This window comes from Cognatundibacterium aquatile, assembly GCF_014699135.1.
Lineage (GTDB): Bacteria > Pseudomonadota > Gammaproteobacteria > Burkholderiales > Burkholderiaceae_D > Undibacterium > Undibacterium aquatile.
This window is the reverse complement of record NZ_JACOFT010000002.1, coordinates 567,410-589,720: the sequence shown is the minus strand read 5'-3', so window position 1 is coordinate 589,720 and position 22,311 is coordinate 567,410. Positions and strand designations below refer to the sequence as shown.

Here is a 22,311-nt window from a genome sequence, read left to right as displayed (position 1 = left end):
CAATATGAAAAGTAAAATGATTTTTGGTTTCCACGCGGTGACTTCCCGTATTCGTCACGAAGCGTCGTCGGTGGAAGAGATTTATGTTGATTCCGGGCGTAGCGACCGGCGTATGCAGGAGTTGTTGCATGCAGCAAAATCTGCAGGTATCCGGGTTATTCCTGCAGATGATCAGCGCTTATCGAACATCGTTGGTACCCGTCGCCATCAAGGTGTCGTCGCAAAAGCAGGAGAGTTATCTCTGGCTCGCAATCTTGATGAGTTATTGGATGCGATTGATGGCCCGCCATTGTTATTGGTACTGGACGGAATTACTGATCCGCATAATCTTGGTGCCTGTTTGCGCGTTGCCGATGGTGTTGGTGCGCATGCCGTTATCGCACCAAAAGACCGGGCCGTAGGATTGAATGCGACTGCAGCAAAAGTTGCCAGTGGTGCTGCTGAAACTGTGCCCTATATCACTGTTACCAACCTTGCACGCACATTGAGAGAGTTGAAAGAGCGCGATATTTTGCTGGTGGGGACATCTGATGATGTCGATCAAACCATTTATGACGTGAATTTTACGGGTGGCAGTGCGCTGGTGATGGGCTCTGAAGGTGAGGGGATGCGCAGGCTGACCAGAGAAACCTGCGACGTTCTGGTTAGCGTACCCATGTTTGGTTCGGTTGAAAGCTTGAATGTTTCAGTGGCTTCAGGTGTTTGTTTGTACGAGGCGAGACGTCAACGCTTAATTAAAGCTGTTTAAAACCAAAATTGATCTTTAATGCTATTTCAGTGCGCTTCGGCGCACTTTTTCTGAATAAGCTACTATCCTAGTCCGTCTATTTATTGCACTCCCACATGTTCAGCCATTTTCGTGAAGATATTGCCAGCATTATTAAGAAAGATCCGGCCGCCCGGAATGCGTGGGAGGTAATGACTTGCTATCCGGGTTTTCAGGCTATCGTGATGCACCGTTGGGCAAAATGGTGCTGGACTCATGGTCTGAAGTGGTTGGGGCGTTTTATTTCATATATCGCCCGCGTAATTACCGGTATCGAAATCCATCCTGGTTCAACAATCGGCCGCAGAGTATTTATCGATCATGGGTTTGGTGTTGTGATCGGCGAAACCGCAGAGATAGGTGATGACTGCACGATTTATCAAGGTGTGACTTTAGGTGGAACATCCTTATCGCGCGGAGCAAAGCGGCATCCTACTCTTGAGCCTGGTGTTATTGTTGGTGCTGGTGCTAAGGTGTTAGGGAGCTTTACGATAGGTGCTGGCGCAAAAATTGGTTCTAACTCTGTTGTGCTGAAACCGGTTCCCGCTGGTGCAACTGCAGTTGGTAACCCTGCGCATATCGTCAAAAAAGAACCCAGTGCGACTGACCAAGTCGGTGACAGTCTGTTTTCAGCGTATGGTGTTACGCAGAGTAGTGATGATCCTGTCTCAAAGGTATTGCATAAGTTGATTGATCACGCGGTATCGCAGCAAGAGCAAATTGAAAAATTAACCGCCGCGATTTCTTGTGCAGGGATTGTTTGCGAGCAGGCGACAGAAAAATTAAATCCAGAACAAATAAATAGTCTGGTTGAGTAAATTTTATACCTGGTTACGGTGTGAATTTACCAGTGAGTTGAGACCCGCTCTGATTTCGACCGGTAATTCACTCGCGCATATACCTAAAGGTCCGACTCCTTTGCTAACCAGAATGTCGGCGGCATTGCCGTGTACCCATGTTGCCAGTTGCGCTGCATGAAAACAATCGAATCCTTGCGCTAACAAAGCGCCGCAGAGACCCGCCAGAACATCGCCAGTGCCACCTGTCGCTAACCCCGGATTGCCACTTGTATTGATGCGCAAAGAACCGTCAGGGAGTCCAATAATACTACCAGCACCTTTCAATATCACGACCGCATTGAACTTAGCGGATAATTGATTTGCTGTAGATAAGCGGTTGCTTTGAATTTCTTTTGCGGTCACCCCGAGCAGCCGTGCCGCTTCCAGTGGATGTGGTGTCAGAATCGTTGCCGTCGTTCTGTTGCTGAGTTTGATTTGAAGCGCTACGTCCGATGCGATTAAATTAAGTGCATCTGCATCAAGCACCAATGGCGCATTTGAATCTAATATTGAATGCAGAATGTCTTTGGCGGTTTGACAGATTCCCATGCCAGGGCCAGCAACAATAACTCCCGTTGCATACTGAATGTCTTTCGCGTTCCTGCACATGATTTCTGGGTAGGATGAGTCGTAAGTTATCGCTGAATGGATGAATCCGATAAAAACTTTGCCCGCGCCTGAAAATAGTGCACTGCGTGCAGCGAGTATTCCGGCTCCAGTCATGCCGTTCGCTCCCCCGATAATGACGACTTCGCCGTAACTTCCTTTATGGCTATTCTGTTTGCGGTCAGGCACAGAGAATTCGAAACTTTCAGGACAATTCAAAAGACAGGTGCTTATCGGGTAGAGATATTCTGGGATATCTAAATCAGCAACGGTTACTTTGCCCGCGTAGTCTTTACCGTCGGCGGTATGTAATCCCGGTTTGTTTCCTATAAACGTCAGCGTATAGTTTGCCCGTATCGCAATATTGTGTTCACCGAGTACAACTCCGGTATCTGCATCGAGTCCGCTGGGAATATCGAGGGCTAATATGGGAATATTTTTTTCACTCGATATGGAGTTTAGCTTGGCGACGATATCGGCGCAGACACCAGTGATTTCCCGTGTCAGGCCGATACCGAATAGTCCATCAATGATCAGATGCCAATGCGGTTCCAGTATTGCTTGAAAATCTTTTGGTGAAATAACTCGTGCACCGTTGGCGACAGCGTGCTCGAAGCAAAACAGCGCATCAGGTGAGTATTTTTCAGAGTTTGCGCAAAGTAAAATGCTGACGTCGTACCCATGTGAGGATAAATTGGCGGCAGTTTCACAAGCATCGCCACCATTATTCCCTGGTCCCGCCACAACCAGAATCGGCGCGCAGACTTGTCCCAGTAATGACATCACAAAATTGGCGGCGGCTTCGCCAGCTTTTTGCATTAACGATGTCCCGGGACGCTGTTTTTTTCCTGACGTTTCCAGTTCCCTGATTTGTTTTGAGGAAAAAAGTGTTAAGTAGTCAGGCATTGGTTTATCCGTCACATTATTTACTGGAGGGAGGTTTTAATTGTTGCGTTGAAGTTGCGGTTGGCGCCCCTAAGGATTGTATTGTTTCCAAACCTTGTTGAAATAAATTTTCAATCGGTAGTAGTAGGTAAGGCAATATCAAACCCACCATCAGGAAACCAACACCGATCGTAATTGGAAAACCGATACCAAATAAATTGAGCTGAGGCGCAGCGCGGGTCAGTATTCCAAGAGCAACGTTAATGACGAGTAGTGCCGCAACAATTGGCAACGCTAGTCTGAGTCCGGTGATAAAAATCTGCTCGCCCCAAATAACCAGTTTATGGACATTGAATCCGCTTTGTAGCGTTGTCGAGATGGGTATCGTTTTGAAGCTCTCAATCAACGCGCTGAGCAGTGCAAGATGCGCATTCGATGTCAGGAAGATTAAGGTTGTCAGCAACACCAGAAATTGCGCAATGGCAGAAGAGCGTCCCTGACTCAAGGGATCAAAAAAAGTGGCGAAACCCAGGCCCATTGTTAAACCTGATACCTCACCAGCCATTTCGACAGCTGCAAAAACGATGCGTATAACAAACCCCATGCCTAAACCGATAACAAGTTGTTGAGCAAGGATCACCATCCCCGTCAGTGAGACTGGATCGACGTCAGGGTGCACAGGAATCGTTGGCGCGACAATGAGGGCAATCATGACTCCCAGTGCAATCTTAATTTGTACAGGAACAGTGTTATTGCCAAAAGGAGGGGTGATAGCAATCATCCCCAGAATTCTTGTAAGAGGCCAGATGAACGACGTAATGAGCGCGATTAACTCGCTGCTGCCAACGGAAAGCATAGTTGCGATACTACCCAGCCATCGTTGCAATGCTGGTGAATGCTTGTCTCATATAGTCAGTGAGTATGGTTAACATCCACGGGCCGGCAATAATTAATGTGACGAAAATTCCGACCAGTTTCGGAATAAAAGAAAGCGTGGTTTCATTAATCTGGGTCGCCGCTTGAAAGATACTGACTAACAGGCCGATGACCAACGCAACCAGCAGCATTGGTGCTGAAACCAGTAATGTCACTTCAATTGCCTGCCTGCCAAGCATCATTACGCTGTCGGGGGTCATATTTTTCCTTAGTAAAAGCTTTGCGCCAGAGAGCCTATGATTAATTGCCAACCGTCCACCAATACAAAAAGCATGAGCTTAAATGGTAATGATACGATGGACGGTGACACCATCATCATACCCATAGACATCAGGACGCTGGCGACGACCATATCAATAATCAAAAATGGAATGAAAATAGCAAAGCTGATTTGGAATGCCGTTTTCAATTCGCTGGTAATGAAAGCTGGGATCAATACCCGCAAAGATACTTCTTCAGGGCCTTGCAATTGAGGGGTATTCGATAATTTGACGTATAACGCGAGATCGGCCTGACGGGTTTGCTTCATCATGAATTGCTTCAGAGGCGCAGCTCCCTTGTCCATTGCTTCCATCATGGAAATTTTATTTTCCGCAAAAGGTGTATAGGCTTCGGTATAAATTTTGTCGAGCACAGGTCCCATCACAAATAGCGTTAAAAACAAAGAGAGTCCGACCATGACCTGATTCGGCGGTGCCGACTGTGTTCCCAATGCCTGACGTAATAAAGATAAGACGATGATGATGCGGGTAAAACTCGTCATCATCAGCAACGCTGCAGGAATGAAGCTGAGCGCAGTCAGGAATAAAAGTGTTTGTATGCTCAGGGAGTAATTTTGTCCACCGCCCGGAGCTGGAGTACTTGTAATCGCCTGTAAAGCGCCGCTAGACTGAGCCAGGGCGATATCCGGAAATATGAGCGAAATCAGAACGACAATCTGACAACAATAAAGAAGTGAAGTGCGCAGGATTTTCATGCGGAATTTACGTATTTGTATCAGTTGGCGTAGTCACACGCTTTTCGATTGTTCGTTGCAGCCAATCCTGAAAAGAGCTGTGATTTGCCGGTGTGACTTGCAATAAGGACTCCTGTTTTGGGAGTGTCGTCAAATTAGTGATATTTGAAGCTGTGACGCCAAGCACCAGCCATTGATCTCCAACTTCAATAACCATTACTCGTTCACGATTTCCTACATTCAGACCGCCCAGAATCTTCATTGGAATCTTATTTGCAGAGGTTGCCGGGCCAATCCGCTTGAAAGCCCAGGCCGCGAAAAACATTAAACCGAGAACAAAAAGCAGGGCCAAGGTGATTTGCAACAAGCCAGCTCCGGGCGTCAGCGGAGCAGCATCTGCAGCGAGGGCATGGTCAGACGCAGCCAGTAAAAATAACGATATGAATTTACTGTGAGGTTTCATTATTTATTCAGTTTGCGAATTCGTTCTGCGGGGGTCACGATGTCAGTCAAACGAATGCCGAACTTATCATTAACAACCACAACTTCGCCTTGAGCGATCAGGCAGCCGTTCACCAGTACATCCATCGGTTCACCTGCCAGACCATCAAGTTCCACGACGGAACCCTGCGCCAGTTGCAGCAAATTTTTAATCGCGATCTTGGTTCTTCCTAATTCAACTGTCAGCTGCACAGGGATATCGAGAATGAAGTCGATATCGTTGTGTGTTTCAGTCGAACTTCCTTTTGCGCTGAATTCTTTAAATATCGCGGGATTTGCTGGCGGTTCGGATTTTTGGCTCGCCGCTGCTGCTGCCGCAGCGGCATCGGCTTTCTCCTGCTCTGCAATTGCTGCGCCCCAATCGTCTTCGCTGATCGGGCTATCTGTATTTTCATCCATGGTTTTCTCCTTGTGCTGCTACTTCTTGTACGCTGGAACTGATCAGTTTTTCCACACGTAACGCATATTGTCCGTTGAATACACCGTATTTGCATTCCATTACTGGGGTGCCATCAACCTTGGCAGAGATCACTTCCGGAATATTTAAGGGAATGATGTCTCCAGTTTTCATATTCAGAATGTCACCTAGTGTGACACGGGTTGTGCCTAAGTCAGCAACTATTTCCACTTCCGCAATCTGAATCTGCTGCGTCATCAAACGAACCCAGCGTTTGTCAACTTCCAGTGTTTCACCTTGCAGGCTACTCGTCAGAATATCCCTGATAGGCTCAATCGTGGAGTAGGGCATGCAAATATGCATTTCACCGCTAACTGGCCCCAATTCTATGGTGAAGGTTGTCGATACCACTACCTCGTTTGGTGTAGCAATATTGGCAAACTGGGTATTCATTTCAGAACGAATATACTCGAACTCAACTGGATAGACTGGCTCCCACGATTTTGCGTAGGTTTCAAAAATAATTTCCAGAATGCGTTGAATAATTCTTTGCTCAGTCTGTGTGAAATCACGTCCTTCAACACGAGTGTGGAAGCGACCGTCACCACCAAATAAATTGTCGACCAAAAGAAATACCAGACCAGGGTCGAGCACCACCAGCGAAGTTCCCCTGAGTGGTTTCATGTGTACCAGATTCAGATTGGTCGGTACAACCAGATTACGGATGAATTCACTGTATTTGGAAACTCTGACCGTTCCAACGGAAACTTCTGCGCTACGGCGTAAAAAATTAAATAACCCTATGCGTAAAAGACGGGCAAATCTTTCGTTGATAATTTCCAGCGTCGGCATACGGCCGCGAACAATGCGCTCTTGTGTCGCAAGGTTATAGGGACGTACGCCCGACGTGTCTTCTTGAGACTGAGAGTCATCTTGATCTCCCGTGACGCCCTTTAACAGCGCATCGACTTCTTCCTGGGAGAGGAAATTATCTGACATAGTGCTATTGAACTACAAAGGAAGTAAAGAAAACGCCAGTTACTTTTTGCGGTTCACCTTTCGCAGTAAAAGGTTGATTAACTTTTTCAATGATTTCGTCTACCAGTTTATCTTTGCCCTCAGTGGAGAGAATATCATTGGCATCTTTGCTCGATAAAAGTAACAGCAAGCGACTGCGCACCTGAGGCATATTTGCTTTAATCAGTGATGACTGATCTTCACCTTCTACCTGAAGTGTCATCGCGATTTGCAAATACTTATCGCCGCTATCTGATTGCAGATTTACTGTGAAAGCATCTAAAGGAAGAAATACCGGCGCCTTCGCTGGTTCTGCTTTGTGCTCTTTTTCTTTTGACGCAGATTTTTTCGATAAAAAGAAAGCAGCACCACCACCGACACCACCGAGAACAAGTACCGCGGCCGCAATGATAATAATTAATTTTTTCTTTGATTTTGCTGGAGCAGCTTCACCGGTTTCGGGAGCTGCCTTAGCAGGTTTCTTCGCCATATTTTTCCTCTCAAGCAGCGGTATTTTTCCGCTATTTCTTATATTATCTTCGAAAAAAAGCACCGAATAACAGTAGAAAAGACGGACAAATACCACTCATCTTTTCAATTCTGAAAAAATAATAATGCGGTCTATGCATGAAGAACGCATTATTCCCGGTTAAATGCTTTATTTCTTTATTCTACCTGTTTGAGAGACAAGTTTTTCAACTAAGCACTATGCAAACGTATCGACAGCCCCAATGCGAGAGATTATTTTGGTCGTTTTGACGTCGGATATAGGTTGGTTGCTGATAACGCTTTCGTTCCCACCATTTCTGGCAACTGAGGTGGATGGATTTGTTTGTCTGAATTCGCTACCTTGCTGCCCCTGATTAGATGCTTCTGCGTTGACTGAGAAACCTGATAGTTGGACTCCGGCATCATCCATCATCTGACGCAATTTAGGCAGAGAAGCCTCCAGTGCCTCCCTGACATCTGGATGTGCGGAGATAAAAGTTGCGTTTGCCTGATCGTTCGTGACATTCAATACGATTTGTAATGGACCCAGATCAGGTGGGTTCAGAGTTAACTCAGCCGATTGCATGCTGGCGCCCACCATCCAGATTACTTTTTGTCCCACCGCTTTATCCCATGCGGACGAATTCAGTGGAGGTGATATCTGGTTAGCAGAAACGGCACCGGTGAGCGTCGCATTCTGCGTAGCGTTAAGCTGTTGTTGTGGCGGCGCTTGTTGGACGTTGGCCGGGCTCATCGCTTCATCTTTTCGTAAACTTAACGTAAGCTGATCAATAGATCGTTCCAGTTTATCGGCAGAGACATTTGTTTTCGGCGATACATCCTGTGGAGTGCTTGTTTGCAACTTGAGCGGCTCACCTTTTTCTGATTTAAGGTCCAGGTGATCTGCAAACGATGTTGATGTGTCAGATCCTATTCCTTTGTCTTTTACAATCTGGGAAGTATCTGTCGCTGGAGTTTCGGCTGTGAGCTCGGGGGCAGTTGTTTCCAGGCGGGCTGATAGGGTATTGCTGACGACGACGTCAAAGGCGGTTTCTTTTGATATTCCCGCAGACGGGGACACATTTTTTTCATTCAACGGCTGTAGCGATAAGCCGCTGTTTGATGCATCCGAAATGACGCCTGTGTCGCTTTTCAACACGGCATCATCGCCAGATTTTGCCGGTACCAACTTGGAAATATCATTTAAGGCGTTAAATAATTGTATCAACTGATGATCGCCGTCATCCGTTTCTTTTTTTTCCGTTTGAGTGTCTTCTTTTTCAGTATCTTCGCTTTTCTTCAGCGCAGTGCTAGCGTCGTTCAATTCTTCAGGCGGCGTTGCAGCGTCTTGCTTAGGTGGCTCAACATTTTTTGTAGGCAATTTGCTATTGGTTTCCCTTGGGGCAGGCGCTGACGTCGCTTTATTTCCGCTTATTTCTTTCTTGAGCAGCTTATTAAAAGAGTTATCAGCATTCACCACCGGATTGCTCTTGCTCGTTTTCGCCGCACTGTTCTGATTATTGAGTGCGCTGACAATATTGAGTGTTTGCATAGATGTTGCCGTTATTAAGTTGCTACTCTGATTTATAAAAATACGCCCGTGCAGCAAAATCGTCGGTTTGTTTCTGATCCGATTTGGCGTCCTTTTTTTGCTGCACCATTTTTACCCTGTGATCGAGGGTGTTATATGACAGCCGTTTCTTTTCATTCCCTTGCCAATCAAGTTTCGCCGCCTGAACTTTTGATTCAGCATTTCGTATCACTTCTTTTTGACCTTCAACGGCACTGTCCAGTTTGGCTAAAAACCCTAGAAAATTTCCATATTGGCTGGCACTGATACCAGCGGCGGCGGCGGCCTGGAATTTGCTGTCGTAATCATCTCGATACTGGATTAATAAATTCAGCTTACTTTGCGTTTCTTCGTGATACCGAATGGCTTGTCCCAAGCGCTTCGCCGCGTCATCGGTTTCCCGGTCCGCAATCTCAATTAAAGTGTTTATTGGTGATCTCTTTGCCATCTGTACCTAAGTATAGAGCTAACTAAAATTATCTATCCTTGGAATAGAGCCCGAAGTCCATCCAAGCTCTCTGATATGCTGCATTTCTGAGTAATATCTTGCTGTAAAAATGCGATGATTCGCGGATGCAGCCGAATCGCTTCGTCAAGCAAGGGATCTGAGCCTGGCGCATAAGCACCAACGCTGATCAAATCTCTGCTGCGCTCGTATCTTGAATATAGTTGTTTCAACTTCCTGGCAAGTTGCTGATGTTCCGGAGTCGTGATGCTGTGCATCGCCCGGCTGATAGATTGTTCGATATCAATGGCAGGGTAATGACCGCTCTCAGCCAATGTACGATTCAAGACTATATGACCATCAAGAATTGCACGCGCAGAGTCCGCGATAGGGTCCTGTTGATCATCGCCCTCAGTCAGTACTGTGTAAAACGCGGTAATTGAACCGCCGCCTTCTTTGCCATTGCCGGCCCGTTCGACAAGCACAGGTAATTTTGCAAAAACTGAAGGAGGGTAGCCTTTGGTCGCAGGCGGTTCGCCGATCGCCAGAGCAATTTCCCGTTGCGCCATCGCATATCGTGTTAATGAGTCCATGATCAGTAGAACGCTGTGTCCTTGATCTCGGAAATATTCGGCGATCGTTGTTGCGTACGCCGCGCCTTGCAAACGCAATAGTGGCGGAGCATCCGCTGGCGCCGCTACGACTACTGACCTTGCCAGCCCTTCTGCGCCAAGAATCTGTTCAATAAATTCTTTTACCTCGCGCCCCCGTTCACCAATCAGTCCGACGACGATAATGTCTGCGGTAGTAAACCGTGCCATCATTCCGAGCAGCACACTTTTACCAACACCCGAACCGGCAAACAAACCAAGACGTTGTCCTCGTCCGACGCTGAGCATACTATTGATAGCGCGAACGCCAACATCAAGTGTGTCGACAATCGGTGCCCGTTCCAGAGGGTTGTAAATCCGCGCCGCAAGTGGCGCGGATTCCGTCGTTTTCAGGGCGCCAAGTGTATCTAGCGGACGTCCATTGCCGTCTAGCACACGTCCTAATAGTTGATAACCGACTGGAAGTTGACGGCTTCTGTCGCTTGGCCTTCTGAGTGGGTGACTGGATGTTTGTCGCGACTCTTCGGCAAAAACCGGAGCGCCGGGAGTAACCCCCTCGAGGTCGCTATGAGGCATCAGGAACAGCCTGTCTCCATCGAAACCGACAACTTCTGCTTCGATTTTTGCACCGCCCGCTAAATGTATAGAACAGGCACTTCCTACCGGTAAGCGCAAACCGACGGCTTCCATGACTAAGCCTGTGACTTTAGTGACTCTGCCGGCGGGTTGAACGGCATCATTTCCGGCCAGCAGATCTTTGCTGCCAGTCAGAATAGATTTCCATTGGTCTGTGAAAGCAGTGTCCATGGGATTTACTCAGAATCCGATGCATTTTTTCGCATCAAGGCTGTTAAGCGTTCCCATCGGGTTTCAATATTGGAGTCGATGAGATTTTGAGATGTTTCAATTTTGCAGTCACCGCGAGACAGTTGTTGATCGGAGACAATACGCCAGCCGTTGGCGATCAGCGTGTCGCCAAGGTTATTCTTAACGATGCTTGCATCGGCTGGATTTAAACTGATGCTTGCATTTGTTTGTACTGATGGTAATTGCGCGATCGCATCCTCAACGATAGGGAGAATAATATTTTCATCCAATTCTATCCGCGTTTTTAAAATTGTTGATGCCAGGCTGATCGCCAGATCAAGTAAGTCTTTGCCTGTCGCTTTTCCTGCTTCACCTAATTCAGTTGAGAATTTTTCTGACAAGTCACGCATGCTTTGAAGGTCGGGCTGCATATTTTCTGTCGCCATGCGCTGTCCTGCCTCTTGTCCTTCGATCAGGCCGCGTTCATAGGCTTCCTGATAGCCAACGGCATAGCCTTCCTGTCTTGCTTTTTCACGTATTTCTTCCAGTTCATGTTCCGATACAGTCGGAACGAACCTGGCTGGCTCGGGTTCGTGTTTGGGCTCTGGAATGTGATGAGGGCGCGTCTCACCAAATGATGCCATTTCCCATCGTTGGTAAGCCGAAACGTCGTTTTTTCGTAAGACACTAGACATAAGAGTCTTCACCTTTCGCGCCTAACATAATCTGGCCTTCATCGGCGAGTCGACGCACAACGAGCAGAATTTGTTTTTGCTGCGCTTCCACCTCAGATAATCTGACTGGCCCTTTGGATTCCAGATCTTCGCGCATCATTTCAGCGGCACGCTGAGACATATTTTTAAAGATTTTTTCCCGCATATCCTGATTGGCGCCTTTGAGCGCGATGATCAGCGAATCGGATTGCACTTCGCGCAGCAGCAACTGAATACCCTTGTCATCAATTTCCATGATGTTGTCAAAAACGAACATCTCATCCATGATTTTTTCTGCCATATCACCATCATATTTGCGCAGATTATCCATAACAGACGCTTCGTTTTCACCGCTCATGAAGTTCAATATTTCTGCCGCGGCTCTGACCCCACCGATTGATTTTTTCTTCAGGCTTTCATTACCAGTCAGCAGTTTGGTGAGAACGTCATTCAACTCTCTGAGTGCAGCTGGCTGAATACCATCGAGCGTAGCGATGCGCAAAACAACATCATTTCTTAAGCGCTCTGAGAAATTATTTAAAATTTCACACGCCTGATCGCTTTCCAGGTGAACTAAAATTGTTGCGACGATCTGAGGGTGTTCATTTTTGATCAGGTCGGCAACCGACGCTGAGTCCATCCATTTCAGACTTTCAATGCCGCTGGCGTCTTTTCCACCCAGGATGCGATTCAATAAAGACGACGCCTTGTCGTCACCCAGTGCTTTGGTGAGGACATTGCGGATATATTCGTCAGAGTCTAAACCGACAGATGAGCTGAGATCTGCGGCTGCTTTAAACTCGTCGAGAACCTTCGCTATGCGCTCGTGGGGGATTGCACCTATTGTCGCCATAGCAGCGCCAATTTTCTGCACCTCACGTGGGCCCAGAAATTTCATTACCTCTGCAGCACCGTCTTCACCAAGCGCAAGCATGAAGGTTGCTGCTTTTTGTACGCCATCATCACTCATTGTTAATCCATGTCTTGATTACGTTAGCAACAATTCTCGGGTCATTTTTTGCTAATTCTTTAGCCATGTCCAAGGTTAACTCATAACTGTTTCCTTGTTTTGCGGCTTGTATTTCTTCTTCGCTGGAGAGATTGACATACGCATCATCGTCTTCCTCCTGCTGTAATTCTTTTTCAGCTGAGGTGAGTTTTTCCGCTTCTTCAGCTTCTTTTTTGGCTTTTTCTTCGGCGACGTCTTTGCCCATAATTTTGTACAACATGGGTTTCAGATAGCCAAAGAATAAATAGGCGAAAACTGCGGCGATTAATAAGTATTTCCCCAGTTCTTTTGCTAACTGGATTGTTTCTGGTTGTTTCCAGAATGGTACTTCTACTATAGTTTCTTTTTCCGGACCGGCAAATGGGCTATTAACAACATTCAGAGTATCGCCACGGTCTTTATTAAATCCCATCGCTTCGCGTGCCAGATCGGTAATCTGTGCCTTCTCAATATCCGTCAGCGCTCTGGTCGTAATCTTTCCGGATTTATCGGTCTCGTTCTTGTAATTCACAACAACGGCGACGGACAATCGTTTTACGCCCCCCATTCCCTGCTGCGTGTAGCGGATAGTTTTATCAACTTCATAGTTGATGGTGGAGTCTTTTTGTACAAGCCCTGCGTTTGATGCTGAAGCAGACGTTGCAGTGCCGCTGGCCACTATCGGCGCTGTTACTGGCACTGGTGGCTGATTGGTCAGTGAGCCGGGAATGCCGGATGCATTATTGTTTTTATTGTAGCTTTCGCTGGATTGCTGGCTGCGTATTGTGGATGCCTCGGGTGGCGAATTCGGACGATAACTTTCCGCTGCCTGTTCAGTTTTTGAAAAATCGATATCTGCAGTTGCTTCTGCACGAACATTATTCGCGCCAACTATCGGAGAAATAATAGATTCGATGCGTTTGACAATATTTTGTTGAAATTCCTGTACGTATTTGAGCTGGGATGGATCAAGATTGTTGCTTCCAGCTTGTTTATTCATATCCGAAAGCAAATTACCGTTTTGATCCACAATCGAGACGTTTTTGGTCGACAGTTCCGGAACGCTGCTGGCGACCAGATGCAGAATAGCGCTGACTTGTTGTTGATCCAGAATCCGGCTTGGATATAAATTTAATAATACCGATGCTGTTGGTTTTTGCTGATCACGTATAAAAACCGAAGATTTCGGAATCGCGAGATGCACCCTTGCTGACTGCACGGCTGATACTGCCTGAATTGATCGTGCCAACTCACCTTCAAGTGCACGTTGGAAATTGACTTGTTCGAGAAACTGGGAAATTCCTAGCTTCTGATTTTCCATTAATTCAAAACCGACATTGCCACCTTTGGGCAAACCTTGCGAAGCGAGTTTCAGGCGAGCATCATGTACCTGGCTCGCAGGTACGAGAATCGCACTGCCAGTTTCCGAATATTTATACGGAATGTTCATTTGCTGCAAGGATGCGACGATCGCGCCGCCATCCCTGTCGTTAAAGTTTGAAAACAGCACTTTGTATTCAGGTTGCTGCCCCCACAGCCAGATCCCGGCCATAATCGCCAGTATCAGCGCGGCACCCGCTGAAAGCATCGCTGTGCGGACACCTGGCGTTTGCGAAATCCCAAATATTTTTTTGGGTTCCACAAGCTCATCAGGAGCCATGATCATATTTTCAGCGGTTGCCATAAATCACCTGATCAGCATTGAAAATTAAGAAGTGTATTTGCATCATGTTACGAAGCCATTTTGGTTTTTTCCTTACTACTGATTTTGCACTGAATTCTGAATTTCAATCAGGAGAGTAAGCATCAATTAGTACATCTTTTTATCGAAATGGATAATTTTTCAGGTGGTAAGGTAGATGCTAGATCAATCTTTATTGACTATGGAGAATGTATGAAAATGGCTGGCATTGACAGCAGTCGCATTGACGCAATGGTTGCCCAGTTAAAAGCGACGGCTGCGAAAATGGAGGCGGGTAGCGGAATCAATCGTACCGAAGAAAGTGATGCGCCAAAACGCTTAGACTTTGCAGATGCGCTGAAAGCATCATTAGATCAGGTAAACAAAGTTCAACTGACATCGCAGCAGTTGGGAGAAAAATTTGCCTTAGGAGACGATAAAGTCAGTTTGTCTGATGTCATGATTTCAATGCAAAAAGCAAACATTTCATTTCAGACGACGGTGCAAGTCAGAAACAAATTAATCACTGCATATCATGACATCATGAATATGCAGATCTGACCTTAAGCACAATTGAAGTGATCGGTATTTCAGCGGATTCCAGTCATTTTGGAATTCCGCTCTCTTTCTAATTTCATGATGTAGCGTTGAACGCTGGTCAGCACTGAATTTGATAAATTGAAAAACTGGCAGCCTATACGACGATTCGTTTTTCCATTTAATAAAACCAGATCTTGAGAGTTTCTGATTTGTAGCGCTACATCGATCAGACCAATTGTCGGTAAATCCAGTTTGCAATGCTCATAGATTTTTCCTGGAGTGCAGTCGAGGATTTTTTTCTCATCAAGCACGGCAATACCACCGCAACTGATATCGACCAGAGATAATTTTAAAACTTCAACACTATCGTTCACCTCAACAGAAAAGCTTACTTTAATCGGCGTTGAGACTGGAGTATTGATTCGATAATACTCACGTCGTTGCAGTCGGATCAGGTTTGACGGGATGCTGAATTGTAAAGCTGGACGGTTCTCAAATTCGGCACTATGGACACCTGTCGTGGAAAACTGAATGCCGATTTTATCCAATAAACCCTCAAATGAAACCCGGTGTGCTTCAATTATTCTCTGATTGGCCAATTGGCCGGGGGCGCAGTCAACTGTTACCGTATTATTGTTATCGTCAACGTCTAGAATGGAAGTGATAAATACTTCCGCGCCATCGTGAATCAACATGCTGATGAGCTGGTTGCTATCTTTCAGGCCGCGTAATAAGGAAATAATTTCCCTGCGAGAGTCGACCTGAAAAGGACTTTGGTTTTCAGTCCCGAGAGAAGGAGGGGATTGCATGTTTTTTATTTGCTCTTATCTGTCAAAATTTTAAGATGGTAGAGGTGGTACGGTTCAGGGCGTCTCCTGCTCGACCCCGGACTTTTCTTTGTCTATATGGTAAAGCCAAGCGAGCAGTTCTGCAACAGCGATATATAGAACTGGGGGAATGTTTTCGTCCAGATCGACTTTCATCAATAAAGATACCAACTCTTTTGATTCGTGGACGTGGACTCCGTGTTCTTTCGCCTTGCTGATTATCTCATCAGCAATTATTCCCTTGCCTTTGGCAACAACCCGTGGAGCACTATCCCCGCTATGGTAAGCGAGTGCGACTGCGTGTTTATCGGTGGGCTTATTTACTGTCATTTTTTCTGACACTCAGGCTATCCAGAATCGTGTCTAAAGAGGACAGGGCGGACGATAGTTGCCCAGCGTGAGTTTTAAGAGCGCTTACAGTCTCTTCATTTTCTGCATTGATATTTAAGCTTAAATGATTTGCACGAAAATTAAACGTTGCTGAAACTGTGCCCAGAGAGGGTAAATCAAACTTGACGGTACTTTGCCAGTAATTATTGTCGTCAGGTGAAAATTCGCTGGTTTGATGAGAAGGCTTATCTCTCTTGATTTCCCATTTCATATATTGTCCTGGGAAAAGCTCGCCTTGCCAACGCAGGCTTTGATTTTCCAAGGTTCGTAACTGTTGCTGAATGAGTTGAATTAATTCTTTATTTCCAGAGGTAAGACTGCTTTCTTCGCTGACAATATTCTGACTTAGTGCTGAAAGTACAGCCTGGGGCTCTGTTCGTAAGTCACTTAAATTCTTTTTCCCATCCACCCATTCTGCGAGGTGAGATTCGTAAAAGAGGCCACTCTGGCTGATTTTTTTTTCTAATAATACAGCCGTTTTTTCGATGCTATTTAAATCGGCTTGCGAGTTTAGTATTGCAGTTTTTCCGACAATCGCGTTGCCTTCGGTACTGCCATCTCCAGACTGCAGAATGGTGCCAATCAGTTTGCTGGCCGTACTTAAAAAAGTAACGCTGCTGTCCGATTGAATGCCAGCCTCCAGATGGGGGAGGGCTGACGTGGATTGGGGAATTGTTTTTATTTGTGCTAACTTGCCCGCATCTTCCAGTCTTGCCTGAGGCGAAGCTGAAAAATCAGATAGCGTTTTTTTGCCAGGTGTGTAGGTTTGCCCGGCAATGAAGCTTTCTGTGATTTGAGATTTGCTTTCTAAGGCAAACGTTGGTTTCGGATCTGTTGAAATTAAACGCAACGAGACTGAGTCTCCCTCCTTAACGCCTTCCGGGAGTTGCATGCGAACGCTAAAATTAGCGACCCGGACAGTAAAGCTGCCGTCCTTTTGTCGGGTAAGGATTTCCCCTTTGAGTTGTTGACCTACAACGAGTTGTGCAAGTTTTGAGGCAACTTCCTGCTTGAGCGAATGGAGTCCCGAACTCGCTGATGCCGCCTCGATATCGGCAGTCGTAATCGAATTATCGAGGCGGTATGGCATATCGGTTACGCCGAGCTTGCGGCTCCATAAGTGTGATTCAGTTTGCGTTCGGCACTTGACGCTTTCATCAGATTAGACAATTCAGCCATCCACGGTTCTGTAATGTCGCGAATTTCTTTATCGTCAGCCAGTATTTTTTTTATGACACGAATTTTTCGCTCTTTGAGTTCCGGAGGTAAGAATGCCGGACTCTCATTATCACGAATTTTTTGAACCTTTGAGCTGCAATCGTTTTCCAGCTCCGTCAATTGTTCCCAGTCGCGGTTGCGGGCGGCATTCAACATTTGATCAGTGAGTACGGCAATATTCTCGTACAGCTTAATAATTTCTATGCTTTCCATTATGAATCAGGCCTCAAAAACGTGAACTTGTCGTGGTTGTAAAGGATCGTGTTCGCTGATAGCCGGCTGCGTTGGTGCTTGCGCTGCGGGTTCTATGGTTTCCCATGTTTGTTTCAGATCACGTAATAAAGTTTGCACTTCCAGTAATTTTTCTTCATCTTTATTCAGATTTCCCAGCAATAGCTGTCTGCTCATATATTCATACAGTGCATCCAGATTGAGTGCAATTTCACCGCCGACTCGCTTATCCAGGCTGGCACGCAAGCCGTTATCAATAATGGAAATGGCGTGAGAAATTGATTTTCCTTTTGCTGCAATTTCTCCCTTTTGCATTTGCTGTAAAGCATTTCCAATCGCTGTGATCGCACCATCGAATAACATGACGATCAGTTTGTGGGGGCTGGCAGCTATGACGCCGGTTTCCACACCAATTTTTGTATATGCACTTGCACCATAGGATTTTGATGAGCCAAACATAGCTAGTCCTTTGAGTTTTCTAAATTATCAGTTGCTTGTTACTTATTCGTTGAACCGTTCAGAATGCCAATCTGAGCAGTTAAAAAGCTTTGAGTTGCATTTAATTTCGAGATGACGGAATCAAGAGCAGAATATTGCGCCTGAAGGCGGTTCTGAGTTTTAAGCAAGCGCGCATTCAGCTCGTCGGTTTGTTTCTGTAGTGACGCTAATGTCGTGTTAATACCTTTTGTTGCACTACTGATCGTGCCTGTCGTTCCAAGGAAACTGGTGACAAGATTATTCAGTTTGTATGCGTAACCCTGAGAAAAACTGACTTTGCCGCGGTCACCCGTTGCACCGCCATTCACTAAGATTTGCAAGCCTTCAGAAGGTGAGCCGGATGCGCCAGTCAATATTTGACCTAAACCTGTAGCTGAGACGCCGTTTAATGTACCGGCGACATTTTTACCCGTTGTTCCCGTGTTGACTGTTCCAGTCAATGCACTGACACTCGTGCCAGCATTGCTGGTCAGGCTGACATTGGATGCACTACCAAAACTGCCCGAAGTAATATTCAAGAAGCCATTGCTGTCAATTGAGGTGGTAACCGTGACACCTGCATTGGAGAAACTGGCAGTACCATTGATAGACGACTGTATCATCGAAGCGAGTTGTGATGCGGTGTAGTTTCCTGCCGCTAAACTCACTGTGCCGGAGAGGCCGTCAATTTTGACATCAATTTTTGTTCCCGCAGCAATCGTAGTTGATGCCGAATTCAAGTTGACATCACCGGTTAACACACCTTGCGTGGCAATCTGCGTTACTTTGATTGCATAGTCGCCAGGCTGTGTTGCGGCCGTGGAGCCGGACAAACTGGTCAGACTATCTGTTGTTTTGCCCATTGCCGAAAACAATCCGCCGACATCATTAAAATTATTTGTTAATGCGGTCTGCAGTTTGCTGGAGTCAACTGCCAGCGATCCGTCTTTCTGAAAGCTGATGCCGATCTGCGCCAGACTGGTGAAGCCTCCACCCAGACCATTTACTGCGGTTGACAAAGTGTTTCGTACCTGATTTTGAATTGCCTGGACAGTTGGGTCGCCAAGTAACGCCCCCGCAGCTTTTGTCGTTGGATTATATGAAGTCAGTTGTGCAATCGTGCTGTTCAGACTGTTGTACGCAGAGACAAAAGAGTTAATGCTATTTTGTACTGCCGATGTATTGGTATTGACTGCAATCGACGTGGTGCCTATCTTCTGGGCGCTGATTGTCACACCCTGAATGGCCGTTCCGACCTTATTGCTTGCGCTGGATACGGCAATGCCGTTGACGGTCAGGTTGGCATTCTGACCAGTAGTCACTTCTTTGAAGTTCTGTGTGCCGGCTGGATCATAAGAAAGCAGATTTTGCAGATTCGCATCCCCGGCAACACTGATTTTCAAACTTGATGTTGCACCTGTTGAGGTCGAATTCAGCACTAAATGATAAGGAGTCGCACTGCCGTCACCGACGATGGATGCATTCACGCCGATTTTTGCGTTATTGATGGCATCCCGGATGCCTTGCAGCGAATTATTTGTGCTATCAATCGTTACTGTGCCTGTTGCCTGGCTGGCATCTTGCGTAAACGTTGCTCCACTATATATTCCGCCAGTCTGAGTGCCGCCTGAAATACTGCCGAACTGAAAGCTTAACGTTGTGCTGGCACCACTGCCGATGGAGGCTGTAGTATTGATTTGTCCTGCGCTGGATAAAGTCTGAGACTGTGCAAGTTGCGTCACATTGACGTTGTAATTGCCAACACTGGCGGTGCTGCTTGCTGTGACTGAGGCAACTGCTGTATCACTTGCTGTTGCTGCGAGCGTCTTAAAGGTGGACGCACTGCTCAGTGCAATCAGGGAAGACTGGAAGGAGCTGACAGAACCACTTAAAGCGCCTAATGCAGTGACATCTGCCTGATAACTTGTTTGTTTTTTCTGAATAGATGCTAGCGGCAGACTCTCAATGGCCATGAGCTTGCTGACAATGGTGTCAACGGGAAGTCCAGAACCTACACCGGTGGATTGTATGGCCACAATAATTCTCCTTTTGAGGTCCTTACTATATCAAATCTGATTCTTGTTCAATTGAGATGAAAGAAGGGGTTTTACCTGCTATTTTAAAAAGATCGTTACCGATTAAGCTTCGTTCTTAATGAGTAATCCTTTTAATTTATCTAAGGATTTAGATATTTCAAGTGCCTCTTCCGTTGGAATCTGGCGTAACACCTGATTTGTTTGCTGATCAATAATTTTGACAACAACACGCTTACTGTCAGTATCGACGCTGAAGCGTAAATCCTGTGAGCGAGCCTGCAGCGCATCGTTAATATGAGCGATTGCTTTATTAACTTCGGTGCTGTCAAATTTCTTATTCTCAGAATTGTCGGCTGCAGTTGCCGTGGGTGCGCTAATGTTATTAGCAGGAGGGGCTGACCGTACGTTGGTGACGGCAGTTTTGTCACTGATCAATTGCCCCGATTGAGGCGGGTTGCCAATCGATGGGATGTCCATGATCATTTCCTTCAAAGTTAGATTCCCCTGATCATAACTGATCAGGGGAATTATCTACATCAATAGAAAACTGAAGCTATTGATTAACGCAGCAGTGCGAGAACACCGTTAGGTAATGAGTTAGCTTGAGCCAAAATTGCAGTACCAGCTTGTTGCAACACTTGAGAACGAGTCATATTTGCTGTTTCCGAAGCAAAATCGGAGTCTTGAATACGGCTACGTGCTGATGCCAAGTTTTCTTGTGATGTTTGCAAGCTGTTGACAGCAGAAGTGAAGCGGTTTTGTATCGCACCCAAAGAAGCGCGTGAACTATTGACCGATGCAATCGCCGAATCGATGGTTGCCAGAGCTGACTGCGCCCCTGCCGCCGTACTCAGATTCAGAGAGGATACACCTGCCCCGACTGTGACTGCTGCTGAAGTGAAGCCACCTGTCAAGTTTGCAGCTGTCAAACCTGTACCTGTACCATTTGCCAGAGTAATACCAGCAGAGCTTGTGGAAGACAGGGAAAGTGTTGATGTAGCAATGTCTGTCGCACCAGTTGCAGATACGGTGATACCTGTATTGGCTGCAGCTGCAGCTGCATTAGTACTTGCTGTAACTGTGATATTACGTCCATCAGCAGCTGCCAGGGCAACAGCACCAGTTGTTGTATCAAATGTAGCTGATACGCCAGTTTGTGAGCTGATCGCATTAACAGCAGCAGCAACTTGTGCGCCACGTTGAGCGCCGGAAGTCGAGGCGCTCAATGCACCCAGATTGACACCGTTAATTGTGATGTCGCCAGAAGCGATTGCTGTTGCGCTTGTCGATGCTGTACCGGCCACTGCTGTGGAGCCAACTGTTGCTGTCACACCAGTTTGACCACTGATTGCGTTAATTGCTGCGGCTTTAGCGATACCACTGCCAGTTGCGTTAGAGAAGGATACGCCATCACTAGCAGATGCGCCGACTTGGTAACCATTGATAGACAAATCGCCAGATGCCAGAGCTGTCGTTGTTACAGCACCTGCACCTGCTACAGTTGCTTTGTAGCTGGATGTTGAGCCAACACCAAGAGAGGACGATTTTGCACTGGCGATTGCTGAAATACTGATCTGATCGTTTGAGCTACCGTTTGCACCAACCTGGAATGTTTGGTTTGCAAAGCTACCGTCAAGCAGATTCACGCCGTTAAAGTTAGAAGAACTTGCAACACGGTTGATTTCAGAGATCAACTGGCTGGCTTCGTTATTCAGGGATGCGCGGTCTGATGCACTGTTAGAGCCGTTGGCTGCCTGAACTGCCAGATCACGAATACGTTGTAAGTTGGAACCGATTTGTTGCAGATCGCCCTCAGCTGTCTGAGCCAGAGAGATACCGTCATTCGCATTACGTGCAGCTTGGTTTTGACCATTCAGCTGCGAAGTCATACGTTGAGAAATTGCGAGACCAGCGGAGTCATCTTTTGCGCTGTTAATACGCAGACCGGATGACAGACGTTGCATGGATGTTTGCAGAGAGCCTTGAGATGTAGTCAGGCTGCGTTGTGCATTCATGGATGCAATATTGGTATTGATATATGAAGCCATTTTGATACTCCTTACCTAAGTTATTAAATTCGGCGTTAAAACCTCAAACTTCGGTCTGTCTGTTGACTGTTGCACCGCCGTTGTAAAGGGTTACGGACGGGAATCAAAAACTTTTAGCTAGTTTCCGCAAATAAATACTATTTTTTTTGCTTAAGTTTTTCGCGATATTCCGCTCAACGACAGCTTTTAAAATTTCTTGAGGGCTTAATTTAAATATCTTTCACCCCTTTATTCGGGCTTAAGCATTTATTTTTTCCCTTTAAAATGAATTTCGATGATCATAATGTCCTCGGGAATTATTTTTTGGTCATGTTTTTGGTCTTTGCCACCTTAAAGAG

25 protein-coding genes are annotated in these 22,311 nt (G+C 46.3%); 3 read left to right on the top strand and 22 right to left on the bottom strand.

Going from position 1 to position 22,311, the window contains the following annotated elements; translation table 11 throughout:
• Positions 1–4: 4 nt before the first annotated feature.
• Together rlmB and cysE are read left to right on the top strand one after the other, a co-directional pair.
• Complete coding sequence (gene rlmB, locus H8K26_RS06990) at positions 5–748, top strand: 23S rRNA (guanosine(2251)-2'-O)-methyltransferase RlmB (protein WP_186883528.1); 744 nt, start codon at positions 5–7, stop codon at positions 746–748.
• Between the two features lie 95 nt (positions 749–843).
• Entirely contained in the window at positions 844–1,584 is a 741-nt protein-coding gene (gene cysE / locus H8K26_RS06985) for a serine O-acetyltransferase (protein ID WP_186883527.1), read from the top strand.
• A 3-nt stretch (positions 1,585–1,587) separates the two neighbouring features.
• On the opposite strand, the gene H8K26_RS06980 is transcribed toward cysE, so the two are convergent.
• The 14 genes from H8K26_RS06980 to fliF form a co-directional block, all read right to left on the bottom strand.
• The gene (locus H8K26_RS06980; protein ID WP_223826881.1) at positions 1,588–3,030 is read right to left on the bottom strand and encodes an NAD(P)H-hydrate dehydratase; all 1,443 of its coding nucleotides are present in this window, start codon (positions 3,028–3,030) and stop codon (positions 1,588–1,590) included.
• A 103-nt stretch (positions 3,031–3,133) separates the two neighbouring features.
• A complete protein-coding gene (gene fliR, locus H8K26_RS06975) occupies positions 3,134–3,952 on the bottom strand; it encodes a flagellar biosynthetic protein FliR (protein WP_190478340.1) in 819 nt (272 codons plus the stop codon).
• Positions 3,953–3,962: 10 nt separating this feature from the next.
• Positions 3,963–4,232 (bottom strand): flagellar biosynthesis protein FliQ, encoded by a 270-nt coding sequence (gene fliQ / locus H8K26_RS06970; RefSeq protein ID WP_186883524.1) that lies wholly within the window; start codon positions 4,230–4,232, stop codon positions 3,963–3,965.
• A gap of 8 nt (positions 4,233–4,240) precedes the next feature.
• Entirely contained in the window at positions 4,241–5,008 is a 768-nt protein-coding gene (gene fliP / locus H8K26_RS06965; protein ID WP_190478338.1) for a flagellar type III secretion system pore protein FliP, read from the bottom strand.
• 7 nt (positions 5,009–5,015) lie between these two features.
• Entirely contained in the window at positions 5,016–5,450 is a 435-nt protein-coding gene (gene fliO, locus H8K26_RS06960; protein ID WP_190478336.1) for a flagellar biosynthetic protein FliO, read from the bottom strand.
• On the bottom strand, positions 5,450–5,887 hold the full coding sequence (gene fliN, locus H8K26_RS06955; protein ID WP_186883521.1) for a flagellar motor switch protein FliN: 438 nt from the start codon (positions 5,885–5,887) through the stop codon (positions 5,450–5,452). The genes fliO and fliN overlap by 1 nt, the downstream gene beginning before the upstream one ends.
• Entirely contained in the window at positions 5,880–6,884 is a 1,005-nt protein-coding gene (fliM, locus tag H8K26_RS06950) for a flagellar motor switch protein FliM (protein ID WP_186883520.1), read from the bottom strand. Before fliM ends, fliN begins: the two co-directional genes overlap by 8 nt.
• Before the next feature lie 4 nt (positions 6,885–6,888).
• A complete protein-coding gene (gene fliL, locus H8K26_RS06945; protein ID WP_186883519.1) occupies positions 6,889–7,392 on the bottom strand; it encodes a flagellar basal body-associated protein FliL in 504 nt (167 codons plus the stop codon).
• 216 nt (positions 7,393–7,608) lie between these two features.
• On the bottom strand, positions 7,609–8,943 hold the full coding sequence (locus tag H8K26_RS06940) for a flagellar hook-length control protein FliK (protein WP_190478334.1): 1,335 nt from the start codon (positions 8,941–8,943) through the stop codon (positions 7,609–7,611).
• A gap of 22 nt (positions 8,944–8,965) precedes the next feature.
• The gene (fliJ, locus tag H8K26_RS06935; protein WP_186883517.1) at positions 8,966–9,409 is read right to left on the bottom strand and encodes a flagellar export protein FliJ; all 444 of its coding nucleotides are present in this window, start codon (positions 9,407–9,409) and stop codon (positions 8,966–8,968) included.
• 32 nt (positions 9,410–9,441) lie between these two features.
• Positions 9,442–10,824 (bottom strand): flagellar protein export ATPase FliI, encoded by a 1,383-nt coding sequence (fliI, locus tag H8K26_RS06930; protein ID WP_190478332.1) that lies wholly within the window; start codon positions 10,822–10,824, stop codon positions 9,442–9,444.
• Between the two features lie 5 nt (positions 10,825–10,829).
• Positions 10,830–11,519 (bottom strand): flagellar assembly protein FliH, encoded by a 690-nt coding sequence (locus tag H8K26_RS06925; protein ID WP_190478331.1) that lies wholly within the window; start codon positions 11,517–11,519, stop codon positions 10,830–10,832.
• Positions 11,512–12,507: a flagellar motor switch protein FliG gene (fliG, locus tag H8K26_RS06920; RefSeq protein ID WP_186883514.1), complete on the bottom strand. Its 996-nt coding sequence runs from the start codon at positions 12,505–12,507 to the stop codon at positions 11,512–11,514. The genes H8K26_RS06925 and fliG overlap by 8 nt, the downstream gene beginning before the upstream one ends.
• A complete protein-coding gene (gene fliF / locus H8K26_RS06915) occupies positions 12,500–14,209 on the bottom strand; it encodes a flagellar basal-body MS-ring/collar protein FliF (protein ID WP_190478330.1) in 1,710 nt (569 codons plus the stop codon). Before fliF ends, fliG begins: the two co-directional genes overlap by 8 nt.
• A 210-nt stretch (positions 14,210–14,419) precedes the next feature.
• Between fliF and fliE the strand changes: the two genes are divergently transcribed.
• Complete coding sequence (fliE, locus tag H8K26_RS06910; RefSeq protein ID WP_186898429.1) at positions 14,420–14,767, top strand: flagellar hook-basal body complex protein FliE; 348 nt, start codon at positions 14,420–14,422, stop codon at positions 14,765–14,767.
• 29 nt (positions 14,768–14,796) lie between these two features.
• Here fliE and H8K26_RS06905 read toward each other — a convergent pair whose 3' ends face one another.
• From H8K26_RS06905 to H8K26_RS06870, 8 genes are all read right to left on the bottom strand, one after another.
• Complete coding sequence (locus tag H8K26_RS06905) at positions 14,797–15,555, bottom strand: flagellar brake protein (RefSeq protein WP_186898390.1); 759 nt, start codon at positions 15,553–15,555, stop codon at positions 14,797–14,799.
• Positions 15,556–15,609: 54 nt separating this feature from the next.
• The gene (locus tag H8K26_RS06900) at positions 15,610–15,903 is read right to left on the bottom strand and encodes an EscU/YscU/HrcU family type III secretion system export apparatus switch protein (RefSeq protein ID WP_190478830.1); all 294 of its coding nucleotides are present in this window, start codon (positions 15,901–15,903) and stop codon (positions 15,610–15,612) included.
• The gene (fliK, locus tag H8K26_RS06895; protein WP_190478329.1) at positions 15,890–17,053 is read right to left on the bottom strand and encodes a flagellar hook-length control protein FliK; all 1,164 of its coding nucleotides are present in this window, start codon (positions 17,051–17,053) and stop codon (positions 15,890–15,892) included. The genes H8K26_RS06900 and fliK overlap by 14 nt, the downstream gene beginning before the upstream one ends.
• 5 nt (positions 17,054–17,058) lie before the next feature.
• Positions 17,059–17,394 (bottom strand): flagellar protein FliT, encoded by a 336-nt coding sequence (locus H8K26_RS06890; protein WP_186883510.1) that lies wholly within the window; start codon positions 17,392–17,394, stop codon positions 17,059–17,061.
• 6 nt (positions 17,395–17,400) lie between these two features.
• Positions 17,401–17,871 carry a flagellar export chaperone FliS gene (gene fliS, locus H8K26_RS06885; RefSeq protein ID WP_186883509.1) on the bottom strand — a complete coding sequence of 157 codons (471 nt, stop codon included), beginning with the start codon at positions 17,869–17,871 and terminating at the stop codon, positions 17,401–17,403.
• 38 nt (positions 17,872–17,909) lie between these two features.
• Positions 17,910–19,925 (bottom strand): flagellar filament capping protein FliD, encoded by a 2,016-nt coding sequence (gene fliD, locus H8K26_RS17940; RefSeq protein ID WP_190478328.1) that lies wholly within the window; start codon positions 19,923–19,925, stop codon positions 17,910–17,912.
• Positions 19,926–20,027: 102 nt separating this feature from the next.
• Positions 20,028–20,402 (bottom strand): flagellar protein FlaG, encoded by a 375-nt coding sequence (locus H8K26_RS06875; RefSeq protein ID WP_223826880.1) that lies wholly within the window; start codon positions 20,400–20,402, stop codon positions 20,028–20,030.
• An 83-nt stretch (positions 20,403–20,485) separates the two neighbouring features.
• A complete protein-coding gene (locus tag H8K26_RS06870; RefSeq protein WP_190478327.1) occupies positions 20,486–21,973 on the bottom strand; it encodes a flagellin N-terminal helical domain-containing protein in 1,488 nt (495 codons plus the stop codon).
• Positions 21,974–22,311 lie beyond the last annotated feature (338 nt).

Excerpts from the sequence above, each read along its gene's own strand:
- rlmB (WP_186883528.1), top strand. The coding sequence starts at position 5 with ATGAAAAGTAAAATGATTTTTGGTTTCCACGCGGTGACTTCCCGTATT.
- cysE (WP_186883527.1), top strand. The coding sequence starts at position 844 with ATGTTCAGCCATTTTCGTGAAGATATTGCCAGCATTATTAAGAAAGAT.
- H8K26_RS06980 (WP_223826881.1), bottom strand. The coding sequence starts at position 3,030 with ATGCAAAAAGCTGGCGAAGCCGCCGCCAATTTTGTGATGTCATTACTG.
- fliR (WP_190478340.1), bottom strand. The coding sequence starts at position 3,952 with ATGCTTTCCGTTGGCAGCAGCGAGTTAATCGCGCTCATTACGTCGTTC.
- fliQ (WP_186883524.1), bottom strand. The coding sequence starts at position 4,232 with ATGACCCCCGACAGCGTAATGATGCTTGGCAGGCAGGCAATTGAAGTG.
- fliP (WP_190478338.1), bottom strand. The coding sequence starts at position 5,008 with ATGAAAATCCTGCGCACTTCACTTCTTTATTGTTGTCAGATTGTCGTT.
- fliO (WP_190478336.1), bottom strand. The coding sequence starts at position 5,450 with ATGAAACCTCACAGTAAATTCATATCGTTATTTTTACTGGCTGCGTCT.
- fliN (WP_186883521.1), bottom strand. The coding sequence starts at position 5,887 with ATGGATGAAAATACAGATAGCCCGATCAGCGAAGACGATTGGGGCGCA.
- fliM (WP_186883520.1), bottom strand. The coding sequence starts at position 6,884 with ATGTCAGATAATTTCCTCTCCCAGGAAGAAGTCGATGCGCTGTTAAAG.
- fliL (WP_186883519.1), bottom strand. The coding sequence starts at position 7,392 with ATGGCGAAGAAACCTGCTAAGGCAGCTCCCGAAACCGGTGAAGCTGCT.
- H8K26_RS06940 (WP_190478334.1), bottom strand. The coding sequence starts at position 8,943 with ATGCAAACACTCAATATTGTCAGCGCACTCAATAATCAGAACAGTGCG.
- fliJ (WP_186883517.1), bottom strand. The coding sequence starts at position 9,409 with ATGGCAAAGAGATCACCAATAAACACTTTAATTGAGATTGCGGACCGG.
- fliI (WP_190478332.1), bottom strand. The coding sequence starts at position 10,824 with ATGGACACTGCTTTCACAGACCAATGGAAATCTATTCTGACTGGCAGC.
- H8K26_RS06925 (WP_190478331.1), bottom strand. The coding sequence starts at position 11,519 with ATGTCTAGTGTCTTACGAAAAAACGACGTTTCGGCTTACCAACGATGG.
- fliG (WP_186883514.1), bottom strand. The coding sequence starts at position 12,507 with ATGAGTGATGATGGCGTACAAAAAGCAGCAACCTTCATGCTTGCGCTT.
- fliF (WP_190478330.1), bottom strand. The coding sequence starts at position 14,209 with ATGGCAACCGCTGAAAATATGATCATGGCTCCTGATGAGCTTGTGGAA.
- fliE (WP_186898429.1), top strand. The coding sequence starts at position 14,420 with ATGAAAATGGCTGGCATTGACAGCAGTCGCATTGACGCAATGGTTGCC.
- H8K26_RS06905 (WP_186898390.1), bottom strand. The coding sequence starts at position 15,555 with ATGCAATCCCCTCCTTCTCTCGGGACTGAAAACCAAAGTCCTTTTCAG.
- H8K26_RS06900 (WP_190478830.1), bottom strand. The coding sequence starts at position 15,903 with ATGACAGTAAATAAGCCCACCGATAAACACGCAGTCGCACTCGCTTAC.
- fliK (WP_190478329.1), bottom strand. The coding sequence starts at position 17,053 with ATGCCATACCGCCTCGATAATTCGATTACGACTGCCGATATCGAGGCG.
- H8K26_RS06890 (WP_186883510.1), bottom strand. The coding sequence starts at position 17,394 with ATGGAAAGCATAGAAATTATTAAGCTGTACGAGAATATTGCCGTACTC.
- fliS (WP_186883509.1), bottom strand. The coding sequence starts at position 17,871 with ATGTTTGGCTCATCAAAATCCTATGGTGCAAGTGCATATACAAAAATT.
- H8K26_RS06875 (WP_223826880.1), bottom strand. The coding sequence starts at position 20,402 with ATGGACATCCCATCGATTGGCAACCCGCCTCAATCGGGGCAATTGATC.
- H8K26_RS06870 (WP_190478327.1), bottom strand. The coding sequence starts at position 21,973 with ATGGCTTCATATATCAATACCAATATTGCATCCATGAATGCACAACGC.